This window comes from Paenibacillus physcomitrellae, assembly GCF_002240225.1.
GTDB classification, from domain to species: domain Bacteria; phylum Bacillota; class Bacilli; order Paenibacillales; family Paenibacillaceae; genus Fontibacillus; species Fontibacillus physcomitrellae.
This window is the reverse complement of the sequence record NZ_CP022584.1, coordinates 2,673,800-2,696,777: the sequence shown is the minus strand read 5'-3', so window position 1 is coordinate 2,696,777 and position 22,978 is coordinate 2,673,800. Positions and strand designations below refer to the sequence as shown.

Annotated in this window: 16 protein-coding genes; 8 read left to right on the top strand and 8 right to left on the bottom strand. The window is 44.7% G+C overall.

Annotation, left to right across the window (positions count from 1 at the left end; all coding sequences use genetic code 11):
• The first annotated feature begins 114 nt into the window (after window positions 1-114).
• The 4 genes from CBE73_RS12300 (at window position 115) to CBE73_RS12285 (ending at window position 10,249) form a co-directional block, all read left to right on the top strand.
• Window positions 115-1,239, top strand: coding sequence for an MraY family glycosyltransferase (locus CBE73_RS12300; RefSeq protein ID WP_094094460.1), 1,125 nt, complete (start codon window positions 115-117; stop codon window positions 1,237-1,239).
• 172 nt (window positions 1,240-1,411) lie between these two features.
• Window positions 1,412-5,557, top strand: coding sequence for an S-layer homology domain-containing protein (locus CBE73_RS12295; RefSeq protein ID WP_174704718.1), 4,146 nt, complete (start codon window positions 1,412-1,414; stop codon window positions 5,555-5,557).
• 162 nt (window positions 5,558-5,719) lie between these two features.
• On the top strand, window positions 5,720-6,061 hold the full coding sequence (locus CBE73_RS12290; RefSeq protein WP_094094458.1) for a hypothetical protein: 342 nt from the start codon (window positions 5,720-5,722) through the stop codon (window positions 6,059-6,061).
• 513 nt (window positions 6,062-6,574) lie between these two features.
• The gene (locus CBE73_RS12285; RefSeq protein ID WP_157739541.1) at window positions 6,575-10,249 is read left to right on the top strand and encodes an S-layer homology domain-containing protein; all 3,675 of its coding nucleotides are present in this window, start codon (window positions 6,575-6,577) and stop codon (window positions 10,247-10,249) included.
• A gap of 235 nt (window positions 10,250-10,484) precedes the next feature.
• Here the strand turns inward: CBE73_RS12285 and CBE73_RS12280 are convergent, their stop codons facing one another.
• The 8 genes from CBE73_RS12280 to CBE73_RS12250 all read right to left on the bottom strand — a co-directional run bounded on the left by CBE73_RS12280 (window position 10,485) and on the right by CBE73_RS12250 (window position 17,243).
• Entirely contained in the window at window positions 10,485-11,198 is a 714-nt protein-coding gene (locus tag CBE73_RS12280) for a hypothetical protein (RefSeq protein ID WP_174704717.1), read from the bottom strand.
• Window positions 11,199-11,235: 37 nt separating this feature from the next.
• On the bottom strand, window positions 11,236-12,144 hold the full coding sequence (locus CBE73_RS12275) for a tyrosine-type recombinase/integrase (protein ID WP_094094455.1): 909 nt from the start codon (window positions 12,142-12,144) through the stop codon (window positions 11,236-11,238).
• 140 nt (window positions 12,145-12,284) lie between these two features.
• Window positions 12,285-12,425 (bottom strand): tyrosine-type recombinase/integrase, encoded by a 141-nt coding sequence (locus CBE73_RS22425; RefSeq protein ID WP_229752730.1) that lies wholly within the window; start codon window positions 12,423-12,425, stop codon window positions 12,285-12,287.
• A gap of 19 nt (window positions 12,426-12,444) precedes the next feature.
• Window positions 12,445-12,894, bottom strand: coding sequence for a site-specific integrase (locus CBE73_RS12270; protein WP_229752723.1), 450 nt, complete (start codon window positions 12,892-12,894; stop codon window positions 12,445-12,447).
• Between the two features lie 58 nt (window positions 12,895-12,952).
• The gene (locus tag CBE73_RS12265) at window positions 12,953-13,165 is read right to left on the bottom strand and encodes a hypothetical protein (RefSeq protein ID WP_094094454.1); all 213 of its coding nucleotides are present in this window, start codon (window positions 13,163-13,165) and stop codon (window positions 12,953-12,955) included.
• A 184-nt stretch (window positions 13,166-13,349) separates the two neighbouring features.
• Entirely contained in the window at window positions 13,350-13,646 is a 297-nt protein-coding gene (locus CBE73_RS12260) for a hypothetical protein (RefSeq protein WP_094094453.1), read from the bottom strand.
• 14 nt (window positions 13,647-13,660) lie between these two features.
• Window positions 13,661-14,074 carry a JAB domain-containing protein gene (locus tag CBE73_RS12255; RefSeq protein WP_373286385.1) on the bottom strand — a complete coding sequence of 138 codons (414 nt, stop codon included), beginning with the start codon at window positions 14,072-14,074 and terminating at the stop codon, window positions 13,661-13,663.
• A 295-nt stretch (window positions 14,075-14,369) separates the two neighbouring features.
• Window positions 14,370-17,243 (bottom strand): Ig-like domain-containing protein, encoded by a 2,874-nt coding sequence (locus CBE73_RS12250; RefSeq protein WP_094094452.1) that lies wholly within the window; start codon window positions 17,241-17,243, stop codon window positions 14,370-14,372.
• Between the two features lie 513 nt (window positions 17,244-17,756).
• Between CBE73_RS12250 and CBE73_RS12245 the strand changes: the two genes are divergently transcribed.
• The 4 genes from CBE73_RS12245 to metK all read left to right on the top strand — a co-directional run bounded on the left by CBE73_RS12245 (window position 17,757) and on the right by metK (window position 22,965).
• Complete coding sequence (locus tag CBE73_RS12245; protein ID WP_229752721.1) at window positions 17,757-20,324, top strand: hypothetical protein; 2,568 nt, start codon at window positions 17,757-17,759, stop codon at window positions 20,322-20,324.
• Between the two features lie 281 nt (window positions 20,325-20,605).
• A complete protein-coding gene (locus CBE73_RS12240; RefSeq protein ID WP_094094450.1) occupies window positions 20,606-21,124 on the top strand; it encodes a hypothetical protein in 519 nt (172 codons plus the stop codon).
• 152 nt (window positions 21,125-21,276) lie between these two features.
• Complete coding sequence (locus CBE73_RS12235) at window positions 21,277-21,549, top strand: alpha/beta-type small acid-soluble spore protein (protein ID WP_094094449.1); 273 nt, start codon at window positions 21,277-21,279, stop codon at window positions 21,547-21,549.
• 213 nt (window positions 21,550-21,762) lie between these two features.
• Window positions 21,763-22,965, top strand: a complete 1,203-nt coding sequence (gene metK, locus CBE73_RS12230; protein ID WP_094094448.1) for a methionine adenosyltransferase — start codon at window positions 21,763-21,765, stop codon at window positions 22,963-22,965.
• The last annotated feature ends 13 nt before the right edge of the window (window positions 22,966-22,978 follow it).

The following is a 22,978-nucleotide window of genomic DNA, read 5'->3' as shown; positions in this document are numbered from 1 at the left end:
AAAATGGGCTAATTCCCCGGGATATCAGCCTACAATCGCGCTTTGGAGAGGTTGGTCTTTGGTGGCTTTCGGAGTATAATTCATTCGGTAGAACAAATGGGGGTTGAAATTGACATGTTGATGATTTATATCATCGGGTTTGTGCTGACATTAGCTTTGGCACTGGTCCTGACTCCGCTGGTTAAGAAGTTTGCTTTCCTTATTGGGGCAGTTGATAAGCCAAACGCTCGCAAGGTGCACACCACCATTATGCCGAGACTTGGAGGACTGGGAATTTTTGCAGCTGTTATGGTTGCTCTGTTTGCCGTCCTGCCGTTCATTCCTGACGAGTACTTGTCTACGCGTGACGTAAATTTCGTTAAGGCCTTTATGGTCGGCGGCACGCTGACTATGCTGCTCGGTGCGCTGGATGACCGCTTCCAATTGAACGCAAAGCTGAAATTTGTGGTTCAGATTGTGACGGCTTGTATCGTTGTTTTTGGATTTGATATTCGAATCGAATTTGCCAATATTCCATTTCATTCTTATTCTTCCGTTGAAAGCTGGATTGCCATTCCGTTTACGATTCTCTGGATCGTGGGCGTGACCAATGCGATTAACCTGATTGACGGTTTGGATGGTCTTGCTGCAGGTGTATCTGCCATTGCCATCGGTACAATTGCCGTTATGTCCTTTATTATAGGCAACGAAATTATTGCTGTAATTTGCTTGCTGCTGCTGGGCAGTATTATCGGATTCCTGTATTTCAACTTTCACCCGGCGAAGATCTTTATGGGCGACTCCGGTGCGCTGTTCCTGGGCTTCAGCCTTGCGCTCCTGTCCCTGCTCGGATTCAAACAGGTGGCGATCGTTTCCTTCCTGACACCGCTGATTCTGATCGGCGTGCCGCTGTCGGATACGATGTTCGCGATTGTGCGCCGCTGGATGCAGAAGAAACCAATCTTCTCGCCGGACAAAGGCCATCTGCATCACTGTCTGCGCGAGCTCGGCTTCAGCCACCGCCAGACGGTACTGATCATTTACGGGATCGCCGCATTCTTCGGCATCCTGGCCGTCATCCAGTCCTCGGCTGCGCTCTATTCAGCCAACTGGGTAACCTTCGTCGTCATCTGCATCATGGCTTTCTTCCTGCAGATCGGCGCAGAAGTCATCGGCCTGATCGGCAAGACCAAACGTCCGCTGCTGAACTTCCTGATGCGCCTGCGCCTCAAGGTAACGGCGGAACGTGGATCGAAGTAAAATCATACCGGACAAGTCCCTTCACCCTTTAGTGAAGGGCTTGTTGTTACCTAGGCACCAGGTCCCCTTTTCCGAGAAAAGGGGACTTTTTTATGCCAATTTTCTTCAAATTTAGAGGGGATTGTCCGATAAAAGAGGTAATACTATCGAGGAAAAAGGAGAGATTATGTACATGCAGCGTCTTAACAAGCCATTAATTTGGCTGCTAATGATGACCCTGATATTCGGAGCTATTCCTGCAGGGTTGACTCAAAATGTGCAGGCCGCCGACGTCATAACGTCTACAAGATATTTCAGTCCGGACATATTGGATCTCCGCAAGACGATTAGTCTTAGCATGGAGCCGACTAAGGCGGATGAGGACATTAACAGAACAAGTGTATACTCTACGACCATGCCTTCTCTAAAGATTGAGGGATCATTCACAAGCGTATCAGGAAACAGCTTGTCCATAGTCGTTCAACAGATCGTTCCGGATACGACAAAATCGGGCAAGGATTCTGTAACGGGACAACCCCTTTCCTATTACGTCGAAGACCCTACGCATTACACCAATGGTGTGGTGACGGTAGATCCAAGCTCTACTACGGGACAAAGGTTTATTGCTGACAATCTTCCGCTCTATCCTGGTTATAACAAAATCACCTTCTCGGGTAAGCAGGGCGAGCTGACGCGGTCAGAATCTTTCTATGTCTTATTCGATAAAGTTCCTTATTTACAAAGTCTTGTTGTTACTGGTGGGGGAGATAATCCGGTACCTCTTAACGAGGGAACTCCTGTGGTTGTGACGGAATCTCCGATTGCCTTGCAGGGGGTTGCTCAGAATGCAACGCGGGTGACAGTCTCGGTGGATAATGGAACGGTTCTCAGCGCCTCCCTGGACAGAAGCTCGGGCAACTTCTTCGCCTCCGGGTTGACCGTGAATCCGGGAATCAACAATCTGAATATCAATATATACAATGATACGGATTCAGTTTCGATTAAACGCTCCATCTATCTATATGATGAATCCACTCCATTTACAGGTCTGTATTTGATGGATGGAAAGCAGTCACAGAATCTGATGGAGAACAAGCCGCCGCAGATTGTTAAAGAACTGGATACCCCTTCTATCATCGCGCAGGTTGTCATCCCTTATTCTGTGAGCAGCGATAAGTTTATGGATGCACTAACAGCAGGTGACGCAACCGTCAAACTGAAATTGGGAGATTCGGCTCTGAAGCCAGCTCCAGCAGAAGTGCCGGTACCATTAGGTGCTATTACTTTGCTGAAAGCCAACCCTTTTGATGATAAAGGACAACTTTTGGATGATCCGAAATCCGATGAAGAAGTGGTTGTACCGGGATCGGATGGAGTTACTCCTCAATATCATCTTGTCACTTTTCAAATTGACCTTAGCAAGTTTATCCCAGTAATTGTTCCTGTTGCTGGCAAGACTAATGTGGTTGGTCTTCATGTAACAATGGACGGTACTCCAGAGGCAAATTTTGATAAATCGATTTCGAGAACCTTTGATTATTATCCAGACAGTAATCAAATCGTGAACATTTATTATGCGCCAAAATTTAATGAAACAGAAGCAGGTACAACATCTGCAGCAGATATGCCTGACTATCTGTCGAAAGTCTCCAAGGAATCATTAGACGGGGCGACGGTTAATGCCAGCGATTACTACATCATGGTTGAATCGCTTAAGCCGAGACAGGCGGGCGAAGCTTTGTCAGGCCGTTATCTTCCTTTAGGTACAAGAGATGTGAATGTCCTGCCTTTAAACATACCTATTAGAAATATAGCTATTAAAGTTAATGGTAAGACTACTTATTACGAGGTTTATAAAGTTACCGGATTTGCGAGCGGCCAGCAAAAGGTGCGGCTGCAATTCGATCCAACGAACCCATCAGACAGAAGAGATGTAACGATCTCGTTTATCTCCAAGGCCTCGATTTCAATCAGTAATTTGCAGAATGGCCAGAGCATTGAGGTGGATTCTACAACGCAATCCAATCCTGAGGTTGCTGATGAAACCATCATTCCAATCCAAGGGCAATATATCGGGTTTCCTAATATATCGAGCGCCGAATATTTTGTTAATGGCCTGCAAGGGGATAATTTAAGTGCAGATTCAGAGACAGGAACGGATTCAGAAACCGAATACGATTTGGGAGTAACAAAAGCTAATCCTTCGTTCTCCCTGAAGTTGCGTGTATCTAACAAAGGGCCGCTTGTTTACGGGGAGAACGTCATTGTGTTCTCTGGTGTTTATCTGGACAGTCAGGGCAGTCCGACTACAGTGCAGACCTCTTTGACTATTTACATTACGGATAAGAACGGATCGACGCTTGAGCAGTTTCATCCGAATGTAAGACCCAAAGATATTCCTTTCCCAACGGATTTGGGGGATGCCACACAGCAAGACAACATTGATCAGATTTTGGCTAATTCAACCTTGTTTACCTATGACTCAACCAATGATAAGTATGTTACAAGTCAAACGCAGTATGACTTGGTAGCGAGAGGTGGCGGGGTCAGTGTCCTGAACTTCTATCGGGGTTCTCAGGTGATGTTCAGTATTAATTTCAATGAAACATTGAAGCAGCCTTTCCAGTTTGACATGGATGGTAAAACTATAAAGTACGACATTGTTGGTACTTCCGAGGACTTTATTCTTCGTATTAAAGATATTCCGTTTGATATTCCAGGCAGCCAATTCTATACGTTGGAGCTGGTGAATGATACAGGAGCGCGGACTACGAAGAAGATTGAAATCGAACGGGTAGTCGAGCCTTTTCGGGTGATTTCACCGCAGCCGACTTCAGGAGATCAAATTGTTGTAAACAAGAACTTTGTTCACATTGATATTGAAGCGGCCGGAGCCACTCAGGTATTGATTGGCAAGGAGGCTGCTACTCCACGGGCGGACATCAAGGACCGGTTCATTTATGATTATGTTGGACTCAAGCCCGATAAGCAGAACGATATCAAGATTCAAATCGTACGTTCGGATACGACTCTGAATGGTGTGATTTCGGTATATTACACGACTTCGGTCGGTGTAAATACAGAATACATGGCGGAGAAAGTAAGCAACAAATATACGGTGTTCAACAAAAATCTGACCCTGTCATTCCCTAAAGGGACTATTCTACAGACCATTCCGACGGGCACGGAAGTGACCAAATTCTATCCAGACAACAAGATCTTGTTTGGTATTGCCGATCCGGTGGATGGTGCAATTACCCATCAGGATGATTATGGTAACATAATAAATAATATACTTTTACCGGAAAGTAATCAGCCGGTAATGACAATTCCGGATGCTATCAGGCTTCAGTTCACCACTACAGCAAGAACAACGAACTTCTCGCTGGTGTCCTCTATCTACTGGATTAATGGAGGTCTTGCGGAATTTGGAAGCAAACCGCCGATGAACGGGGTTTCCCCGTATTCGGTTGAAGGGTCATTCACCCGGTTTGAACAAGAAAGGAAATTGGTGCCATCGCAACGAGGTACGCTCACTTTAGCTTATGATCCCAATATCGTCGATGATGCGGGCACAACGATTACAGTATTCCGCTACGACGATGGCGGTATTTGGGAGAATATCGGCGGCGAAGTGGATACCAAAGATCATACTGTAACCGTTCCGTTTGACGAGTTTGGCTACTATAAAGTGATGAAGCTTCGTATGGGGTTTGCCGACATTACGAACCATGGCTGGGCGCGTAACATTCTGAATGCTTTGTATTCCAAAGGAATTATGAATAACCTGCGGACGGATGCGTTTGGTACGGATGACCGGACAACACGCGGCGAATTCGCCACTTTGCTTGTCAAAGGTCTGAATTTGCCGATTAATTCAGACACATCACTGACGCCACGAACATTCTCGGATGTTGCTCCAAATCTGATTACGGCAACTTACAGTTATGACTATATTGAAACGGCCGCCAGAGCGGGGATCATCACCGGGCAGACGGATGGGTTCTTTGGACCTGAGCAGCCGATTACAAGAGAACAGGCGGCGGTCATGATTGCAAGAGCCCTGAATCTGAAACTGGCATTAAATGATGATAAACTGAGTGCCACATTAGCCAAGTCTTTTGTTGATTCAGGCAGCATAGACAATTATGCTAAACCGGCTATATCGGCAGTCTCTAAAGCCAAGATTATGACGGGTAGTGCTACAACTCTTCCTGGCTCAACCAAGCCGGTCTACAGCTTCAACCCTAAAGGTTACATGTCACGGGCAGAAGCGGGTAAAATCGCAGTTGAATTGCTTAAGAAGAGCACGGGTATCTTCCCTAAGACTTTTAGTTAAAAGTGATGTGACAATAAACAATAAAGGGGCTTTCGGCCAGACGGCCGGGAGCCCTTTTCACAGGACAGCCGTAATTACCAATTACATCTTTTTGTAATTTAATAGAATTTAGGATACAATAACAGAAGGCCAGACATTTTTTGCAAAAGGGTGAAGGGGAATATGAAACCGATTTTATCAAAACCGCAGCTGAACTATACGAAAGCTAAGACGAAATTTGAGGATAGAGCGAAAGTTTTGGAGAAGAAGATCGAAGAAACACAGAAGCTGCAAGAAATTACGGAGCAGGTTATGGAAGGACTCGTATTGGAAACAGGATTTCATGAAGCCTATGTGGCCCTGACTGAAGCAGAAAACGAGCTGATCGAATGGTCCCGCGTAACGATGAAACATGAGAAGGAATATAAAGATAACAAAGGTGCTATCGATAATTTCTATTCCAATGTGAATGCCAATCCTGAGCTTCGTGCTCAGTTGATTAACCTGGCTATGAAGGTAAGATAAATACAAGCTGCTATTATATAGTAGAAATTATTCAGAAATTCTCTAAAGACATCCTGACACAGGATGTCTTTTTCTCGTTTCAGCTGCATAAATTTAGGTTATTGTATTGGGAAAAGTTGCTTGATGACTGGGAGAATTAGGGGTGATATACTGAATTCCGTAACAAGCCATAATTGCTAAATTGTTCAATAAAAGGCGCGCGGTAACAGTAATTAAAGAAATGTAATTTTTTTTGCGAAAGGCGCAACTTTTTTGAAACTACAGCGTTTAAGATGTAGAGCGTTACGCAAGGGCGACCTAATTAGACATGGAAGAGTGTCCCTTATAGGGAAACTTGTCTATCTATTAGAAAATTTAGCTTTACGGCTAAAGTCGCACATTGTATAATGTGGAAGGTAGGATTAGGAAACTACTCTATTTCTACCTGTGGAAATGTTTACAAGTTTCTGTGACGAACTCACAGACATCATTCATATGAAGCTTGCTCAACTCGGGAAAGGGGGTGCACGGCTAATGAGTAACACGAGCTATTCATCTAAAGAAAACTCTTTACACATGAAAGTTATTCAAGGAGGAGAAAAAAAGGTTATGAAGAAAATTTTATCCGTAGCTCTGTCTACAGCAATGGCATTCTCCATGTTTGCTTCTGTAGCATTTGGTGCTGACGCAACTTTGACGCCAGACCAAAAATTCGATGCATTGAAAACTGCTGAAATCGTTAATGGTTTGCCAGACGGCTTGGCTCATTTGGACAAAACGTTGACTCGCGCTGAACTGGCGAAGATCATCACTAAATCTTTGGGCCTGAAAGAAGTAAACGGCGTTTACACTTACAAAGATAAAAACTATGGTCCTAACCACTGGGCAGCTCCATTCATCGAAGCTGTAACTAGTGCTAAGATCATGCAAGGTTCCGTAGTTAACGGTAAGCAATTCTTCAACCCTAACGGCAACGTAACGGCTCAAGAATTGGCTATCGTTCTGACTCGCGCTATGAACCTTGAAGTTCCAACAACTGGCGTTGACAACGGCGCTGCTGTATGGGCTAAAGGTGAAGTTCAAGCTGCGATCAACGCTGGTTTGCTTGAAGCTAACACTAACTGGACTGCAGCTGCAACTCGCTCCCAAGCAATCGTTGCTGCATATGCAGTTTGGGAGAAATCTCAACTTCCTACAGTATCTGACGCTAAAGTAATCGACGCAACTCACGTTGACGTTACACTTTCTACTGGTGAAGTTGTGAAAGTAGAATTGCCAACTGCGTTGACTCCTAACGTTGAAACTCCAATCGAGTTCAAAGATGCTGCAGGTAACACGCTTTCTACTAAAGTAACTTATGTTGTAACTACTGCAACTAAAGTTGACAGCGTAACTGCAACTAACCTTAAAGAAGTAACAGTTACTTTTGACGGTACTGTAGATGCTGATACTGCCGAAGACGTGTCTAACTACTCTTTGAAGTCTGGTAAGACAATTGATTCCGCAGTATTGAGTGATGACGAGAAAACAGTAACTCTTACTGTTACAAACACGCTCGCAAATAACAAAGCTGATGCTTTGACCGTTACAGGAATCAAAGCTGGATCCGCTACTGTTAGTGCATCGAATGTAGAATTTACAACTGTTGATAATACACTTCCAACGGTTGATTCTGTTGAATCTCTTGGTACTAAATCAGTTAAAGTTGTATTTAGCGAGCCGGTAAGTGGATTGACTCAATCTAATTTTACATTGGATGGAAAATCGTTCTATGGAAAAGTTGAATTGGGTGCAAAAAATCGGTCGGCTATTCTAACTCCATACTCTACTGGGGCACTTGCTGTAGGTGATCACCAGTTGACTGTTTCTCAAGTTCGAGATTATGCAAACTTTGTAGCACTAGCTAAATCTTTTGACTTCACTGTAGTTGAAGATAAAGATGCACCAACTGTTTCTGAAGCTTCTGCTACCTTGGAAAATGTTACATTGACATTCTCTGAAGTTGTTGATCCTTCCACAATTTCTGGTTCTAAAGTGTACTGGATGTCTGGTAACTCCAAAAAACAAGCTACTGCTGCTGACCCGATTCGAGTTGCAGACAATAAGTATAAATTCACTTTTGGAACAGGAACTAATTCCTTGCCAACTGGTCCAGTGACTATCTATGTTGAAGGAGTTAAAGACTACTCTGGAAATCAAATCGCAGCAAATACTTCAGTTGTTGTTAATGCTGAAATTGATACAACTAGACCTGAAGTGAAAAAGATTGTTGCAGTTGATTCAAAGACTATTGATGTAACTTTCTCTAAAGAGTTGTATTCTTCTACAACTGGCCCGATTTATACGAACTCTAACTTTACTGTAACTGATGCTGATGGCAAAAATGTTATCGTAAAACGCGCGACTCCGGTACAGGACCCTATTACTCATCTCTATACTAAGGTGAGAATTGAACTGTATGGTAGCTTGTCCGCAGGTGAAAATACAGTTACAATTAAAAACTTGAGAGATAACACTAAATTGCAGAACACTATGCTTGATTACACTGGTAAAGTTAATCTTGCGGACACAGAAGCTCCAGAATTAGATTCCACCTTGGTTAATAAATCCGAACGTACTGTTATTCTCGGATTTGACAAACAAATGGATGCTAGTACACTTTCTGACTACTCGAATTATAATGTAGTTATTAACGGTACTCGTCTTCCGTTGACTTCTGATCTTGCTGACATTACTGTTCTTCAAGATAGCCATGCAGTAGCAATTAAATTTGTTGAAAGTTATAAGGGCCAAACTCTTAACTTCAATTCTCTCACAAGTAGCTCTACTCAAAACGTCCAAAAACTTTATGTTCTAGGCGTGAAGGATCAGGCAGGAAACCTGTTGAAAGAGTTCACTACTTCTAATAATGAAATTCCTGTAGGTGCAGATCAAACAGCTAACTTAGGAACTTATGACACTGATTATTCAGGTTATAGCGCTGCATTGACTGCTCCAGATACTATTGAAGTTAAATTCAGTGCAGGTATCGTCGATGCCCCAATTTCTGCTTTTACTGTTTCAGGAAAAACTATCAGTGATGTTCAAGTTGATGGTACTTCTACAGTGAAAGTTATATTGGCTAGTGATTATGGAACATCAACTTCTGGTTTGAATGTTAAGGTTGATCTTAGTCAATTGACAACTCTTGCTGGGTATGTTGGTGGTGCAACAAATATTAAGACTGTCAATGTACTTGATAAAGTAGCTCCAGCAATCAAAGCTAATGTTTCAGGTGGTTATACTAACCTTCAGGTGTCTGGCGAAGATATTACTGTTGACTTCACTGAGAATGTTGTGCTTGATACTATTGCTAGTGCAGACCTCTTGGCTAGAGACTTTGTTGTTACTCGTTATGTAGATGGCAAAGAGTTAACACCAGGAGTTGATTATTCTGTTACTGGAATTACTCCAGGGACTGCTACAACTTCTCTGAAAATTCATTTGAAAGATACCGATTCCAGAATTGACGATAGCTTCTACACCGTTGCATTCAAAGGCTCCGAGTATCTGACTGATGTTTCTCCAGTTAAGAATGAGGTAACCTCTTTTGATGCAACAACTACAGCTGATAAAGTAGATTATGCTGCAGTTGCTACAGTTGGTGTAACAGGCCCTCGTAGCATCGAAGTTGGTACTACAAACAAAACAGAGAACTATGTAGCTAAAACAAGTGATCAACAAGGTGAAATCACTGGATCTACCTATGCATGGTCTTTGAGCGGAACTCCGATTGGAGTATCAATCAACCCAACAACTGGTGAACTTACAGTACAACCGAGTGCAAGTGAGGGAACGATTACCATTCATGTGATTGCGACTCTTCCAGACTCTTCGACCGTAAGTAATGATTATACAGTGTCTTTGACAAAAGAGGCAGCAGTACCTACATCTCTTAACATTAGCGGAACTAATACTGTAGCAATACCAGCAGCAGGAGACACTAACGAAACTCAATTGACTGCTACTGTATATGATCAGTATGGTGCTGAAGTAACTACACCAGCTCCAGTTATCGATTGGACAATTGTTGGAGGCGCTCCTACAGGTGTTACAATTGATTCAACAGGTAAAGTTACAGTAGATGAGGATGTATCTGCAGGTACTTTTACCGTAAAAGCTACATCTGGTGATGTGTCTAATCAGCAAGTTATTACAGTAACTCCTTAATGAATAAAAGAGCCCTTCGGTCTATATGACTGAAAGGCTCTCAAAGTGTCGAGAAACCCAACGTCTTAAAGACGTTGGGTTTCTCTTTTTTTCATTCCTCGTTGTTTGAAAGCTCAGAACGAGAAGGTTACCCCCTCTTTTCCAGGCGATCCAGGTGGATCGCCATCTTCTTCATGTTCTGCACGGCGGCCGTCATCAACGCCTGTTCGGTGACGTTTGAGCGGACTCTCATTTTTTAAGGAAATTCCAAAAAGTTGTCTATTTCATAGCCTTGTTTCCTGAAGAATTCAATCAGGGCGGCTTCAAAGAGTTCATGCTGTTTGAGGTTTCGCTCCGTGCAGAAGGTAACGGCCAGGTCCTGCAGGGTTTCAGACATCTGAATGGTTTTCCTTGTAAGTTTTCCCGGAATCATGTAGTGAGGTAAGGTACCTTTTTGATTCGGCTTTATCCAATCTGAAATTCTGTCTTTGTTTGACGCTAGCCACCGCAGAATAGGCTCGTAGTGCTGAATGAACGAAGCCCAATCATGCAAAGAGTCCGAAGAGGGTTGTAATTCCTTCCTGTACGTCTGATCTGCGGATGACCATATGTATCCCTTTGCCCTCATGTATTCTGCTAATTGCCGGTTATCCTTAAATCCAACCGTCGAACAGATCTGCTGAATGTCGAAATCAGGCTCGTTCATCATCTCCACAATGATCGCCGCTTTATTTGCAGGCGTGATCTTCCCCCTTGCTAATCTGCCCGATAAAACATAGGTTTGGTTCAAATGATCCCATTTAAAGTTCCTACGGCGCATGTAGATGTCGAGGGTTTTGAAGTTCTTATGTCCAAATCGCTCCGCAAGTTGATCCCGACGAATGCCTTGGGACAATCCTTCCAGTATTTCATTGACACGTGAATCATAGATTGGCTTTGTGTTTGGAGTAGTAGTTATCATTAGGTTCATCCCTTCTGCAAAAGATAAGAGGAAGCAATATGCCCCTTTATAGTACCGCTACAGCTTTTGCTAACTGATCGTAATTGGAGTGGACATAGCGCGAGGTTGTCTTGAGGTCGCTGTGACCTAACAGCTTCTGGATGTGAACGACGTGAACATCTTTCTTAACTAGATTGGAAGCAAAGCTATGTCTGAGGATGTGGCAAGTAATCACCTTCTTCCAACCCAGCTTAGCTGTGGTTTTGTGCAGAATATAGTTCACGTACACGTCCGAGACCTTGCCTGTTTTTTCGAGAGCGAAGAACCGTTTGCTGCTTATTTCGGGCCGAATGATGTCTTTGTACTCCGTCAGAATCGGCGATAGTTTTGCGCTAATGGGAACATTCCGCTCCTTATCCCCTTTCCCATGTTTGACATGGATGTTGAGGTTATCAATGTCCACGTCATCCAGTGTAAGGTTTAGGCATTCCGCAATTCGCAGCCCCGTGTAGAAGAGAAATTGCACGATGGTTTTGATGGTCGGATGGTCAATGGCTTGTACGAGTTCGTGGTATTCCTTCTCATCAATGTAGGTTCGCTCCTTCGTAGGTGCTTTCAGCGGATCGATGGGGGCTGCCGCATGGACGTTCGTCCAGTCGCGCTTGATGGCGAAGTTATAGAAGGAGCGCATCGTACATAAATGCCGATTCACGCTCGCCGGCTGATACTTACGCTCACGGCTTAACCCATTCAAATAGTCTTCTAAATCCTGCGTCTTTATATCATGAAGCATCACGATGCCATTATATCGTTCCTCCAGGAAGCGATTGATCATTTCCAAGTCCTTTTTGTATCCGCTTATCGTTTCATTGCTTGTGTTTTTTGCCTGGAGTCCTTCCAGGAATTTTGCTATGTACGTTCTGAAGGGAATGTTTGCTTCCTTTTGTGAATGGATGTGATGTTGGATTGTTGTCATATGTTTCGCTCCTTTTACGTGTGATTTGGACCGGAAACTACTTGTTATTCGTTTTCTTCTTCTTGATTTGTTTCTTACTTTGTGCCAGTTAGTGAACTTATTCATCTCCGACTTCAGCCGCTTTTATTCCCTTCACTGCTCTAGCACGAATTTTTAGAATCAAAAACAGTGGCTTCTTCCATCAGACGGTTAAACCGGGGCGAGTGCCCAGCCAATTTGCTTACCGCTGTGGGGTCTAGACCCTTTTTCAATAGTCTTGTACAGAATGTATGCCTGAACAGATGCGGGTACAGCTTGAAGTCAAGCTCTCTTGAAATGATAGAAAGCCAGTTCCGAACGGGATCTGATTTCCCTCACCTTCCCTCCTTTGCCCAGGACGAGAAGCGAAGAAGTCAGAAAGTCGATGTCTTGCCTGATGCCGACCAGCCCGCTTCCGGCTGCGATCTTCACCTGATCCTTCTTGAGCTGGGTGTACGCTTCTTCCACCCAATCCTTTTGGAGGAGGAAGTCCTTGTATACTTTGAGGCTGTTGATCTTCTTGTTGGTGGTGGCCAAGGCGAAGTGCTCGTCTACCAAATGCTGCTTGTATCTGACGAAGGCGAAGCGGGAGAGGGGCTGACTGATATCAACCGCCTTTTCGCCGAGGTACTTTTGGAACGCAACAACGTCACCCACGTAAGACTCAATCGTTTTCTCGGCTCTTCCTTCCTCAAAGAGCCAACGCCTAAAAGCCGGCGAAAGTTCATTCACTCGATTCATCCCCTTACACGCAAAAAAGCCATGAATCCTGTAGGGTGCATTCATGGCTTTAGACGTTTATTTGATTCTCTGTAAATACACGAAACGCTTCTCTGATCTCCATTTCATCGTATCCCCATGCCTGACGAATTTGTCTGGGGTCCAGGATTCGGAAATGCTCGGTGAAGACATTCCGCTGCAGCTTCCATCCTCTCCTCTGGAGCACTGTCTCCCAGAATACGTTCCCTCCGAGTGTCTTTGTCGGGATGTTTGGAAATAGCATGTAACCACTCTCCCCGTCTTTGTAACTCACGATAGAATTATATTTATGCCGTGAGTTCTACCCTCTTAAATAGGGGCTAAATGCTTGTCCTGCTTCTACTTTTTCTCTCTGACATTCCGCTAAAGTAGTTATCTCGTGAGCCTGCACGTAGAAATATCGTGAGTTCGCGGTTAGGGATCTTCTCTTAGACTCTTCTTCTCAGGAGTGGTTCGCCACTTCTCAGGATCATTTGCAGATGCCATTTCTTCGTTTCCGTGGACATGGCGATCACTCCAAGCCATTCGGTCCCGTCCTCGCTGTCGTTCACAAGCGTCTCAAAGAGTAGGAACTCAGGCAGATCGTGAATCAGTTCACGCGGGATTAGGGACTCATCCAGCTCATCAAACGATAATTCAACGGCCTCATAGCTCACCTCTTCCCGATTCACTCTGACCTGAAATTCGCTCTCTAGGGTCGTTACAAACCAATCCAGTTCCTTCATTCGGTCACTTCCTTTCAAATGTATCCCCGTGTCTTCAAGGAGACAAAGTTATCGTTACCTACGATGATGTGATCCAGCAGCTCGATGCCGATGATCTTACCTGCTTCCGCCAGTCTTTCAGTAGTGGAAATGTCTTCTTGAGAGGGGGAGCTGTTTCCGCTGGGGTGGTTGTGTCCTACGATGATGGAGGACGCATTGGAGAGGATTGCGGCTTTCATGACTTCCCTGGGGTGGACGATTGTGGCATTGAGGGTGCCGATGTGGCAGACGTTGATGGAGACGGGGGAGTTCTTGGTATCCAAGCTGACAACGATGAAGGCCTCACGGTCTAGGTCGGCGAGATAATGCCTCATCAGCTTGTATCCATCTTCGGGGGAGCAGAGGGATCTTTCCTTGTACAGCAGACTGGATTCCCTGACTAGCTTCACTCTGACAATGTTTATTCTCTTTTGGAGCTGGTGATTCATTTTGATGCTCCTGGTTGCGGTTTGTATAGCTCTGGCTTTGAAGCGTTGTAATGATTTAGACTTCATTCCTCCTTGAAATAGAAATAGCCCTAACTCCACGAAGGGAATTAGGACTGTGCATCTTATTCAGTAATATAATATACGCTTTTAATTCTATTCAAACCAGATTTCTTATACAAAAATGCATGTTGTTATTTTCCTTAGAGTTAAAAAAGGAAGTCCGAGAAATCGGACTTCCTTTAGATGAATAATACGATTAGTTTTGTACGGCAAGTGCAGCAGAAGTATTTCCTGCAAGATCAGTTACAGCAATTGGAGCTATAGCCGAGGAGTTCACAACACCGTCACCTGTTACAGTGATTGTAACATTCAAAGTCTTATTATCAGTATCCCAGGCACTAGACACAGTGGCTGTGCCAGTACCAGGAGCTGCAACATACGCAGCATCTACTGCAGTTTTTACAGCACTTCTGCTCGCTGAATCAAGAGCTTCACTAAATACTAATGATTCACTGGTAGTCAATGCTCCAGGGGCAGAAAGTTTAGTTGCTACAGAAGGAGCAGTGTTATCAACTACAACAGTACCAGTAGATGCAGTAGAAGCATTACCAGCAGCATCAACAAGGTACAGATAATATGTTCCTTCGTTAGTTGGTGCAGCAATTGTAGTTACAGCATCATTTGCAGCTTTAGTCATCGTTGGACCTTCTACAAAAGTAGTTGTTCCTGCAGGAGCCAACCATGCTGTATTACCAGTGCCAGCAGCTGGAATTGTTACCACGTCTCCACCTTTAACATTTTGTGCAGTTAATGTTGGTGCAGTTGGAGCAGTATTGTCAGAAACAGTAACAGTTGCTACAGAGCTTACATTTCCTGCAGCGTTTGTAGCAGTCACCGAAAGTACCGATCCTGCTGTTTGAGCAGTAATTGTCACAGAGAAAGCACCAGTCGCAGCGTTAGCTGTTGTTGATCCCAATGTTGTACCACCAGCATCTTTAACTGTTACAGTAGAACCAGCTTCTGCAGTACCTGTTACTGTAGTTTCGTTATCTGCCACAGCATTTACCGTTGGAGCAGCTGGGGCTGGGCTAATTCCGTTCAAACCTGTGTAGAATGTTGAAGATTTAGCAGCAACATTATTGTTAAGGTCTTGAATGAAGTCAGCACCATCTTTAATTGCAACAGAGTACTCAGCACTTGCAGTAGGATTAATCAGTGTAATAATTACTGCATTGTTTGGAGCAGTATGAGCTGCACCAGTTGCATCACCCACTTGAGTATTGTAAGCAGTCACTGGAACAACAGATCCATCCGACAATTTAGTAACAACCAAATCATATTTGTAGTTTGCGTCATTTGCTGTATCAAGCGTTTCACTGAATGGAACAATAATTTTGTTCGATGCAGCAACTGTTGGCAAGTAAGCTCCGGAAGCCAGCTTGATTTCTGGTTTCACAGCATCAGCTACTGTAATTGTAGTAAGAGCATTGGTAGCCTCGTTACCAGTCACTGTTTCGATACCATTGTTAGCCGCAATTGCCAACGTAAAGTTTGGAGTTGTGCTATTCAACGCGGTACCACTTACATGAAGAGTAACAACATCGGTGCCATCAGTGTCAACACTATCGATGTTTGCTCCATTGATTGTGAAATCATCTGCAACAGCTTTGCCGATTGGTTGATTGAAACGAACTTTCACTTCGCCATTAGCTGTGTAAGCAGCGTTTGCAGTTGGATGGATATCAGTATCATAAACAGACAACCCAGCCGGTGCAGCAACAAGTGTAATAAGTTTGAAATAATCCTTCAATGTGTTACCAGCAACGTCTTTAACACCCATTACTTGGATCGCAGTTACAGAACCAGCGCCACCAAATGTAGTTGGGATTGTCAATTCAGTTGTACCGTAGTATTGCGGCAACTTAACAAGTACAGCTTTACCACTTTGTACTGGCGTAAGCTCAGTTCCTTCAGGAAGTTGTCTTGCAGTACCATTTACGGTAATCAGGTAGTTTGCAGGATTAGCCAGTGTAGCTGGATCCATTGCTTCATTGAAAGCAATAACGATGTTTCTAGAAGTACTTGCAGAAGTACTAGAGTACTCTGGAGCAGTTTTATCATCTAGAGAGATTGTTGTAGTAAAGTCCAACATAGTGTTTTGCAGTGTTGTCAAATCACGAACACCGGAAATTTTAATAGTATTCGTATTTGTCAATGCAGTGTATGTTGTGATTTCAAATACTTGACCAGTTGTATCACCAGGTGCGGCAGTTACTGTGCGAATACCAACAGATTTTCCGTCAGCATCAGTGATAGTGTAGTATTTTACATCTGCAGCGCTAACCGCTTTAGTAAATTTAACTGTAACCTTGGTAGGGATCAAAGAATCAACTTTGACACTAGCAACCTCAGGACGAGTTTGGTCTACAGTCGCTGTTACTTTAACTTGAGTTTCAGTGATCACATTGCCAGAGTAATCCTTCACACCTTCAACAAACAAAGTTGTTTCATAACCAGGCAATGCTTTTCCTGTGAAATCAAATTCATACTTATCAGCTGCGATTTTCTTCATACCTACAGCAGTCATTTTAGTGTCACCGGATTTCCAGTAAACATTAGTTTTAGTTACTGTAGCCGGATCCACTTCTTCACTGAATGTTACTGTTACTTTTTCCAAAGTAGCTTCAACGTTTGTTACAGTAGGAGCAGTTTTGTCTTCAACTACTGTAAATTTGCTGTCAGAGCTCAACGCTTTAAGACCGAAGTAGTCTTCAACGCCAGCTACTGTCAGAGTATGTTCTCCAACAGAAAGGGTTGCAGAGTCATATGGAGTCAGGATAATTTCTCTTGATTCTTGTGTTGCAGATCCATAGAAAGACTTTCCATCAACTTGGAAGTTTCCGGATGTAGCTTTTTCCACTGGTTCAGAGAATGTTACTTTAATAGCCTTCGTTCCAAGACTCTTCACCTCAGTGACAGTTGGCAAAGTGTTGTCAACAGGAGTAAATGCAAAATCAGTGACAGAAATAACTTTGTCGCCAGCTTTTACATTTTTAACAGTCAACTTGTTTGCTGTTTGGTTAGTAAGATGATCAACAACAGTCAAACGTACTGTTTGGTTGTCAAGCAACTCAGCAGAATCAACAGCTCCGGAAGCCAGTGTGTAGTTAGCTTTGTCTGTAGCAGTTGTTTCGTCAACAGAACCGTCGAATTTAACATCGATTTCTTTAAGGTTAGTTGCAGTTACGCTTATAAGTGCTATGATGCTCCCCAGAGGTGAGACACCCGAATCAAAATCTGAAATTATACTATGACTATTAACATTTGGTAGACGAGCATCTTCGCCATAGGCACCATCAACACCGTCATAGGATAAGATGGGGAAATATGAGAACCTTAAGGGAGAACAAGCTAGAAGCGAACAATTAGAAAGTGAGTACCTCTTTTTGGGTCAACAATTAAATTAGAGATATTAATTCAGCCAACTTTAAGTTACTGTCCAACAAAATAATGTTAAGATAAATATGCACATTCTAACCTTCCCATTTTAGGTTATAGACTATGCACTTTTTTCCATTTCCAAGAAACATTCTCCTATCAAATTCGTTTATTACTATATCAAGAACACAGGAGGTCAACTGGCTTGAAAAAGATCCAAATCACAGCGACGGCATTGGGACTAACTCTTTTGGTTGGCAGTGTGCCACCGGCTATGGCGGCAACAAGCAGTACTGAAGCTTCCAAAGCATCGACATCAAAGGCTGCTTCCACACCAGTCATACATACGATCAACAATCTTCCTTCCGTTAAACTTACCTCCAAGAGCTACATACGATTAACTGACATCAACACTCTTTCCCAAGACGACTCAAATTTGATTACTTACACTTTGACCGTTACCAACGGAGATACCAAAAGCTTGAATCTGATTGACTACTGGACTAAGGTCAAAACCGTAAGCGGTACCGTATATAATCCAACGTTGATTACAGCGGATAAAGAGAAGAAGTCTGTAGCACCGGGATCTTCGGTAACGTTGACTTATTCCGTTAAAGTGGCCAAGCATATTAAGCCTACGGGCCTGATTTTTGATATTGTGAAATGGGATTTCAGTCAGGCTAATTATGAAAGGAAGCTGGGGCAGTTCAAAATTCCCGAAGGGTATTTGTTGTCTACGCCAGCGGCTTATTCCAAGACGCTTCGAATTAATGAAGCGCCTGTCAAACTTAAAGTAAACAGCGTAACCTCATTCCTCTCCGGCAGCTACAATTATGTAGGGGTAGATCTGAACGTACAGAACATCGGTTACAAACTGTTTGAAGATCCGAAGTTAAAATTTGTCATCAAGACAGCCAGCGGGTCGAACTATCCTCTAACAGCGGACACATCGAGTACAGGCTACTCGATTCAGCCTCAAGATAGCCAAACACTGAAACTGATGGCATCGATTCCTAAATCCGTTTCTCTCAAGAATCTGGAACTGCAAGTGATTCAAGACGATGAAACAGCTAAAACGAGTTTGCCAATCGCTACGATGCAGCTGGCATCCGTTAAGAATGAAACGGTCGCTGTCAAACCAAACGCCGAGAAGACGATTGAGTTGTCGAACGGGAAGTTGGCGGCTAGTGTAACAGGAGCTTGGGTGAATCAAAGCTATGGCAAAAGCGATTTGTCCATCCAATTCCTGCTGCGTAATTCAGGGATGAAAACGGTAAGTGTTCCTGACTATGGCTTCGAGCTGCATACTTCTAACGGCTATACCCTTCCGATCACAACGTCTGCTTTGGATAACGTAACATTGGCGCCGCAGGAGAGCAGAAGCATCAAACTTAATATTACGGTAGATTCTTCCGTCATTACTGATGGATTGCAGCTGTTTGTGAATGCTCCTGGTGCTGCACAGCAAACGCCGAGTGATTCTACTGGTACCGGAACTGGTGGGGGTACTTCTTCAGCGGCTTCCTTCAACTACCCGGTAGGGATTTTCCAGCTTCCTGAAGCTGTCCAGTTGCAGAATACTTTGGGTACTGAGCAGTTTATGCAAACCAATAACGGCCTGGTTGGTTTAACACTCTCTTCCATACAGCGCCTGCCTTGGAGTGACGGAGATTTAGTAAGCGCCAAGATTACGATCGCGAACCATGCGAACAAAACGATTACGCTACCGGACTTAACCGGACAGTTTAAAGTGGATTCTGCGCAGCTTGCCAATGATGTGAATCTGGTCAGCACTTCGCCTTCCAGTCTGTTGGGCGCTGATCAAAGCACGAATGTTTATGTGGTCAGCAAGCTTCCTGCCGGCCTGGATGTTACCCAGCTTCAAGTGGCGTTGATGGAGAAAATAGGCGACAACTCGTCCGAATGGTTCCGGTTCACCCATTTGGGTGAAATGCCGAGTCTTCCGGTAGTAGACAAAGGTAAGAGCTACAAACTCGACAATCAAGGACGCGAAGAGGAAATCAAAGAAGTCAGATCCACGGTTTATACAGGATCTTATAACGATGTTATGTATACCGAACTTGAAGTGAAGAATCTGGAGAAACATCAACTGGATTTGTCGCAGTTGGTGGGTTATTTTGAAACCAGCTCCGGACAAACCTATCAAGCGCAAGTTGTACAAGTAGATACGCCTGCTCCATCCCAGCAAAGCGGTCTTGTCGTGCTCTGGACCAATCTGCCAAAAGGCCTTTACACGCAGGATATGAAGCTGGTCGTCGGAGAAGGAATCGCGGACAACAAGCTTACTCCGCTTAAGACTGAATCTACTGGCTATATCAATGCCGGCGAAATGGCTCTGAATGTCCAGACACCTGGAACGAATTCGACGCTTTCGGGTATGGGGATTAATCCTTACTCCTTAAGTATCACTGACGTGGCTGCTACATTAAATGGTTCCTCTACGGTACAGGTTGGATTGACGTATACGCTAACCCGCGGCAATGCCTATATCATGGGAGAATTCGGCCATAAATATGTGCTGGAGATGAAGGATTCGCTGGGACGTGTCTTCGACAAGGAGCTGACGCCAGAAACGGACTTGAAGACTGGTGAGGGAAATACGCTCAGCTTCAGCAACAGCGATTCGATTTATCAGGATCTCAAAGGCGGCAACTTTACGCTCACCGTCTACGACGAGTTCCAGGGAGCCAGAATCCCGCTGGCCAGCCAAGGCTTTTACTATATTTATGACGGGGATAATAGTTTAAGATGAATTTATAACCCTTAACTCAGCGGAGGGGTCGTGTGATTCTGGAGAAGCGAAGCGTCCGCCTTTGTCTCCGAAATTTAACATTAGATATAGATTCCTATAATTTTGGAGACAACAGCGGTTGTAAGAACACTCGACCCGCAGTAAGCTGTATAGGGCGATTTATAAGTTCATCCCAACAATCAGGTCTATTGCAGGGTTGTAACTCTTCCAAAAACCTCCTATCATTAAAACTATCAAAATATCCGATAGAAAAGAATGAATGATGTGTTTAGGAGGAACTTATGAACAGAGTTTGGAAAGTTACAGCAGCAGTTGTATTGATCGGCGGCGGTCTTTGGGCCGGGTCGCTTCTGAATAAAAATGCCGAGGGCGCTGGAACAAGTGTCCAGCCGGGTACGGCTGACGATCCTGTAGTAACGAAGAGTTACGTGGATCAGCAAATTCAAGCCGCTCTGAACGGCAAGACGCCAACGGTTCCGACTTCACCTTCTACGGGAAGCGGCTCCGGTTCGTCCGCTAACAGCGAAGCGGTTGAAGTGGTAACGGTTAAGCCGGGCGAGAAGCTGATCGCTAAAGCTGGCGCGGAATTTATTGTCCGTGTAGGCAAAGCGGCGATTTACAGCACCGACTCTAACGGGGTTGCGGACCTGACAGACGGAACGGATATTATGGATGGCAAGCCGGTAGGCAATAACCATCTGCTCTCTTTTCCAAGAGATGGCCGCGGCATTATGGTGCAGGATGGCGTAACCACCAGTTTGACTGTCATGGTTAGAGGCGGGTATACGATTAGCAAATAAGCTTTAGCATTAGCATTGGCATTGGCCTAAATATTTTCATAAGCCTCCAGGTATGTTTTTCCCTGTTTAACAATGATTCATACGTGTATGTCTCCGGCCAGGCGGCATAATACACGTATCAGGGAACAAATATCATCTGGAGGTGTTTTATTATGGCTAGAAGCAATAATCGTAAGCTTATTCCGGAAGCAAAGGATGCCATCCAACAAATGAAATATGAAATCGCAGCTGAGTTTGGCCTGCCTGTGGGGTATGGGGGCGGCGGTTTTGGCGATACAGAGTTTGCCGGGGAACTGGGCGCATTCGGGGAAGGAGCTTCCCGATCCAGCTACTGGGGGCATCTGACTTCGCGTGAGAATGGTTCGGTCGGCGGGGAAATCACCAAACGTCTGGTAGCCCAGGCGGAGAAACAATCCCTGTTATAACAGCTATGACAGCCTTCAAATGTCAATCATGACAGCGGCGGATTTCGCCAAAATCGGCTTGATTTCCGCAGGCTATTGATTGACAGTTATGTTTTTAAATAAGATAATAAACGTAAGGCTTGTATAACAACCTTTTCCATTCGGAAAAGGTTCATTTTTTGTGTAGGGTGGTCAGGCGGGAGCCATACTATCCTTATGGGAGGTTGAACATTCATGTCCATACAAGGGCGACACCTATTTACTTCCGAGTCTGTAACCGAAGGACATCCGGATAAAATTTGTGACCAAATCTCTGATGCGGTTCTTGACGCTTTCCTGGCGAATGACCCGAATGCGCGTGTGGCCTGCGAGGTTTCCGTAGCGACTGGTCTGGTTCTGGTCATTGGCGAGATCAGCACGAAATCAGAGTATGTAGATATTCCATCCATCGTACGCAACACGATTAAAGAGATCGGCTATACGCGGGCCAAATACGGCTTCGACTCCAATACATGCGCTGTGCTTACGTCCCTGAACGAGCAATCGGCAGATATTGCCCAAGGTGTGAATGCGGCTCTTGAAGATCGTGACCCGGCTAAAGTCGCTGAAGAGACAGCCAATATCGGCGCAGGCGACCAAGGTTTGATGTTTGGTTTTGCAACGAATGAAACACCTGAACTTATGCCTCTTCCTATCGCATTGTCTCACCGTATTGCCCGCCGCTTGTCGGAGGTTCGCAAGGACGGTACTTTGGAGTATCTGCGTCCGGATGGAAAAACGCAAGTCACAATCGAGTATATCGATGGCAAACCGGCTCGTGTTGATACGATTGTCGTTTCTACCCAGCACTCGGAAGATACGACGCTCGAGCAGATCCAGAAGGATATTAAGGAGCATGTCATTCTTCCTGTCGTTCCTGCAGAATTGCTGGATGGAGAGACTAAATACTTCATCAACCCGACTGGCCGTTTCGTCATCGGCGGACCGCAAGGGGATGCAGGTTTGACCGGTCGTAAAATCATCGTCGATACTTACGGCGGTTACGCCCGCCATGGCGGCGGCGCTTTCTCCGGTAAGGATCCTACGAAGGTAGATCGCTCCGCTGCATACGCAGCGCGGTATGTGGCTAAGAACCTGGTGGCTGCAGGACTGGCTGACAAAGTGGAAATCCAATTGGCTTACGCAATCGGCGTAGCGAATCCGGTTTCCATTAACGTGGACACCTACGGAACAGGCAAAGTGCCGGAAGAGAAGCTGGTGGAGCTGGTTCGCAACAACTTCGACCTGCGTCCTGCCGGCATCATCTCGATGCTGGACCTGCGTCGTCCGATTTACCGTCAAACAGCCGCTTACGGCCATTTTGGTCGTACGGATCTGGATCTGCCTTGGGAGCGCGTAGACAAGGCGGAGCTGCTGAAGAAGCAGGCGGGATTGTAAGCTTGGGACAACC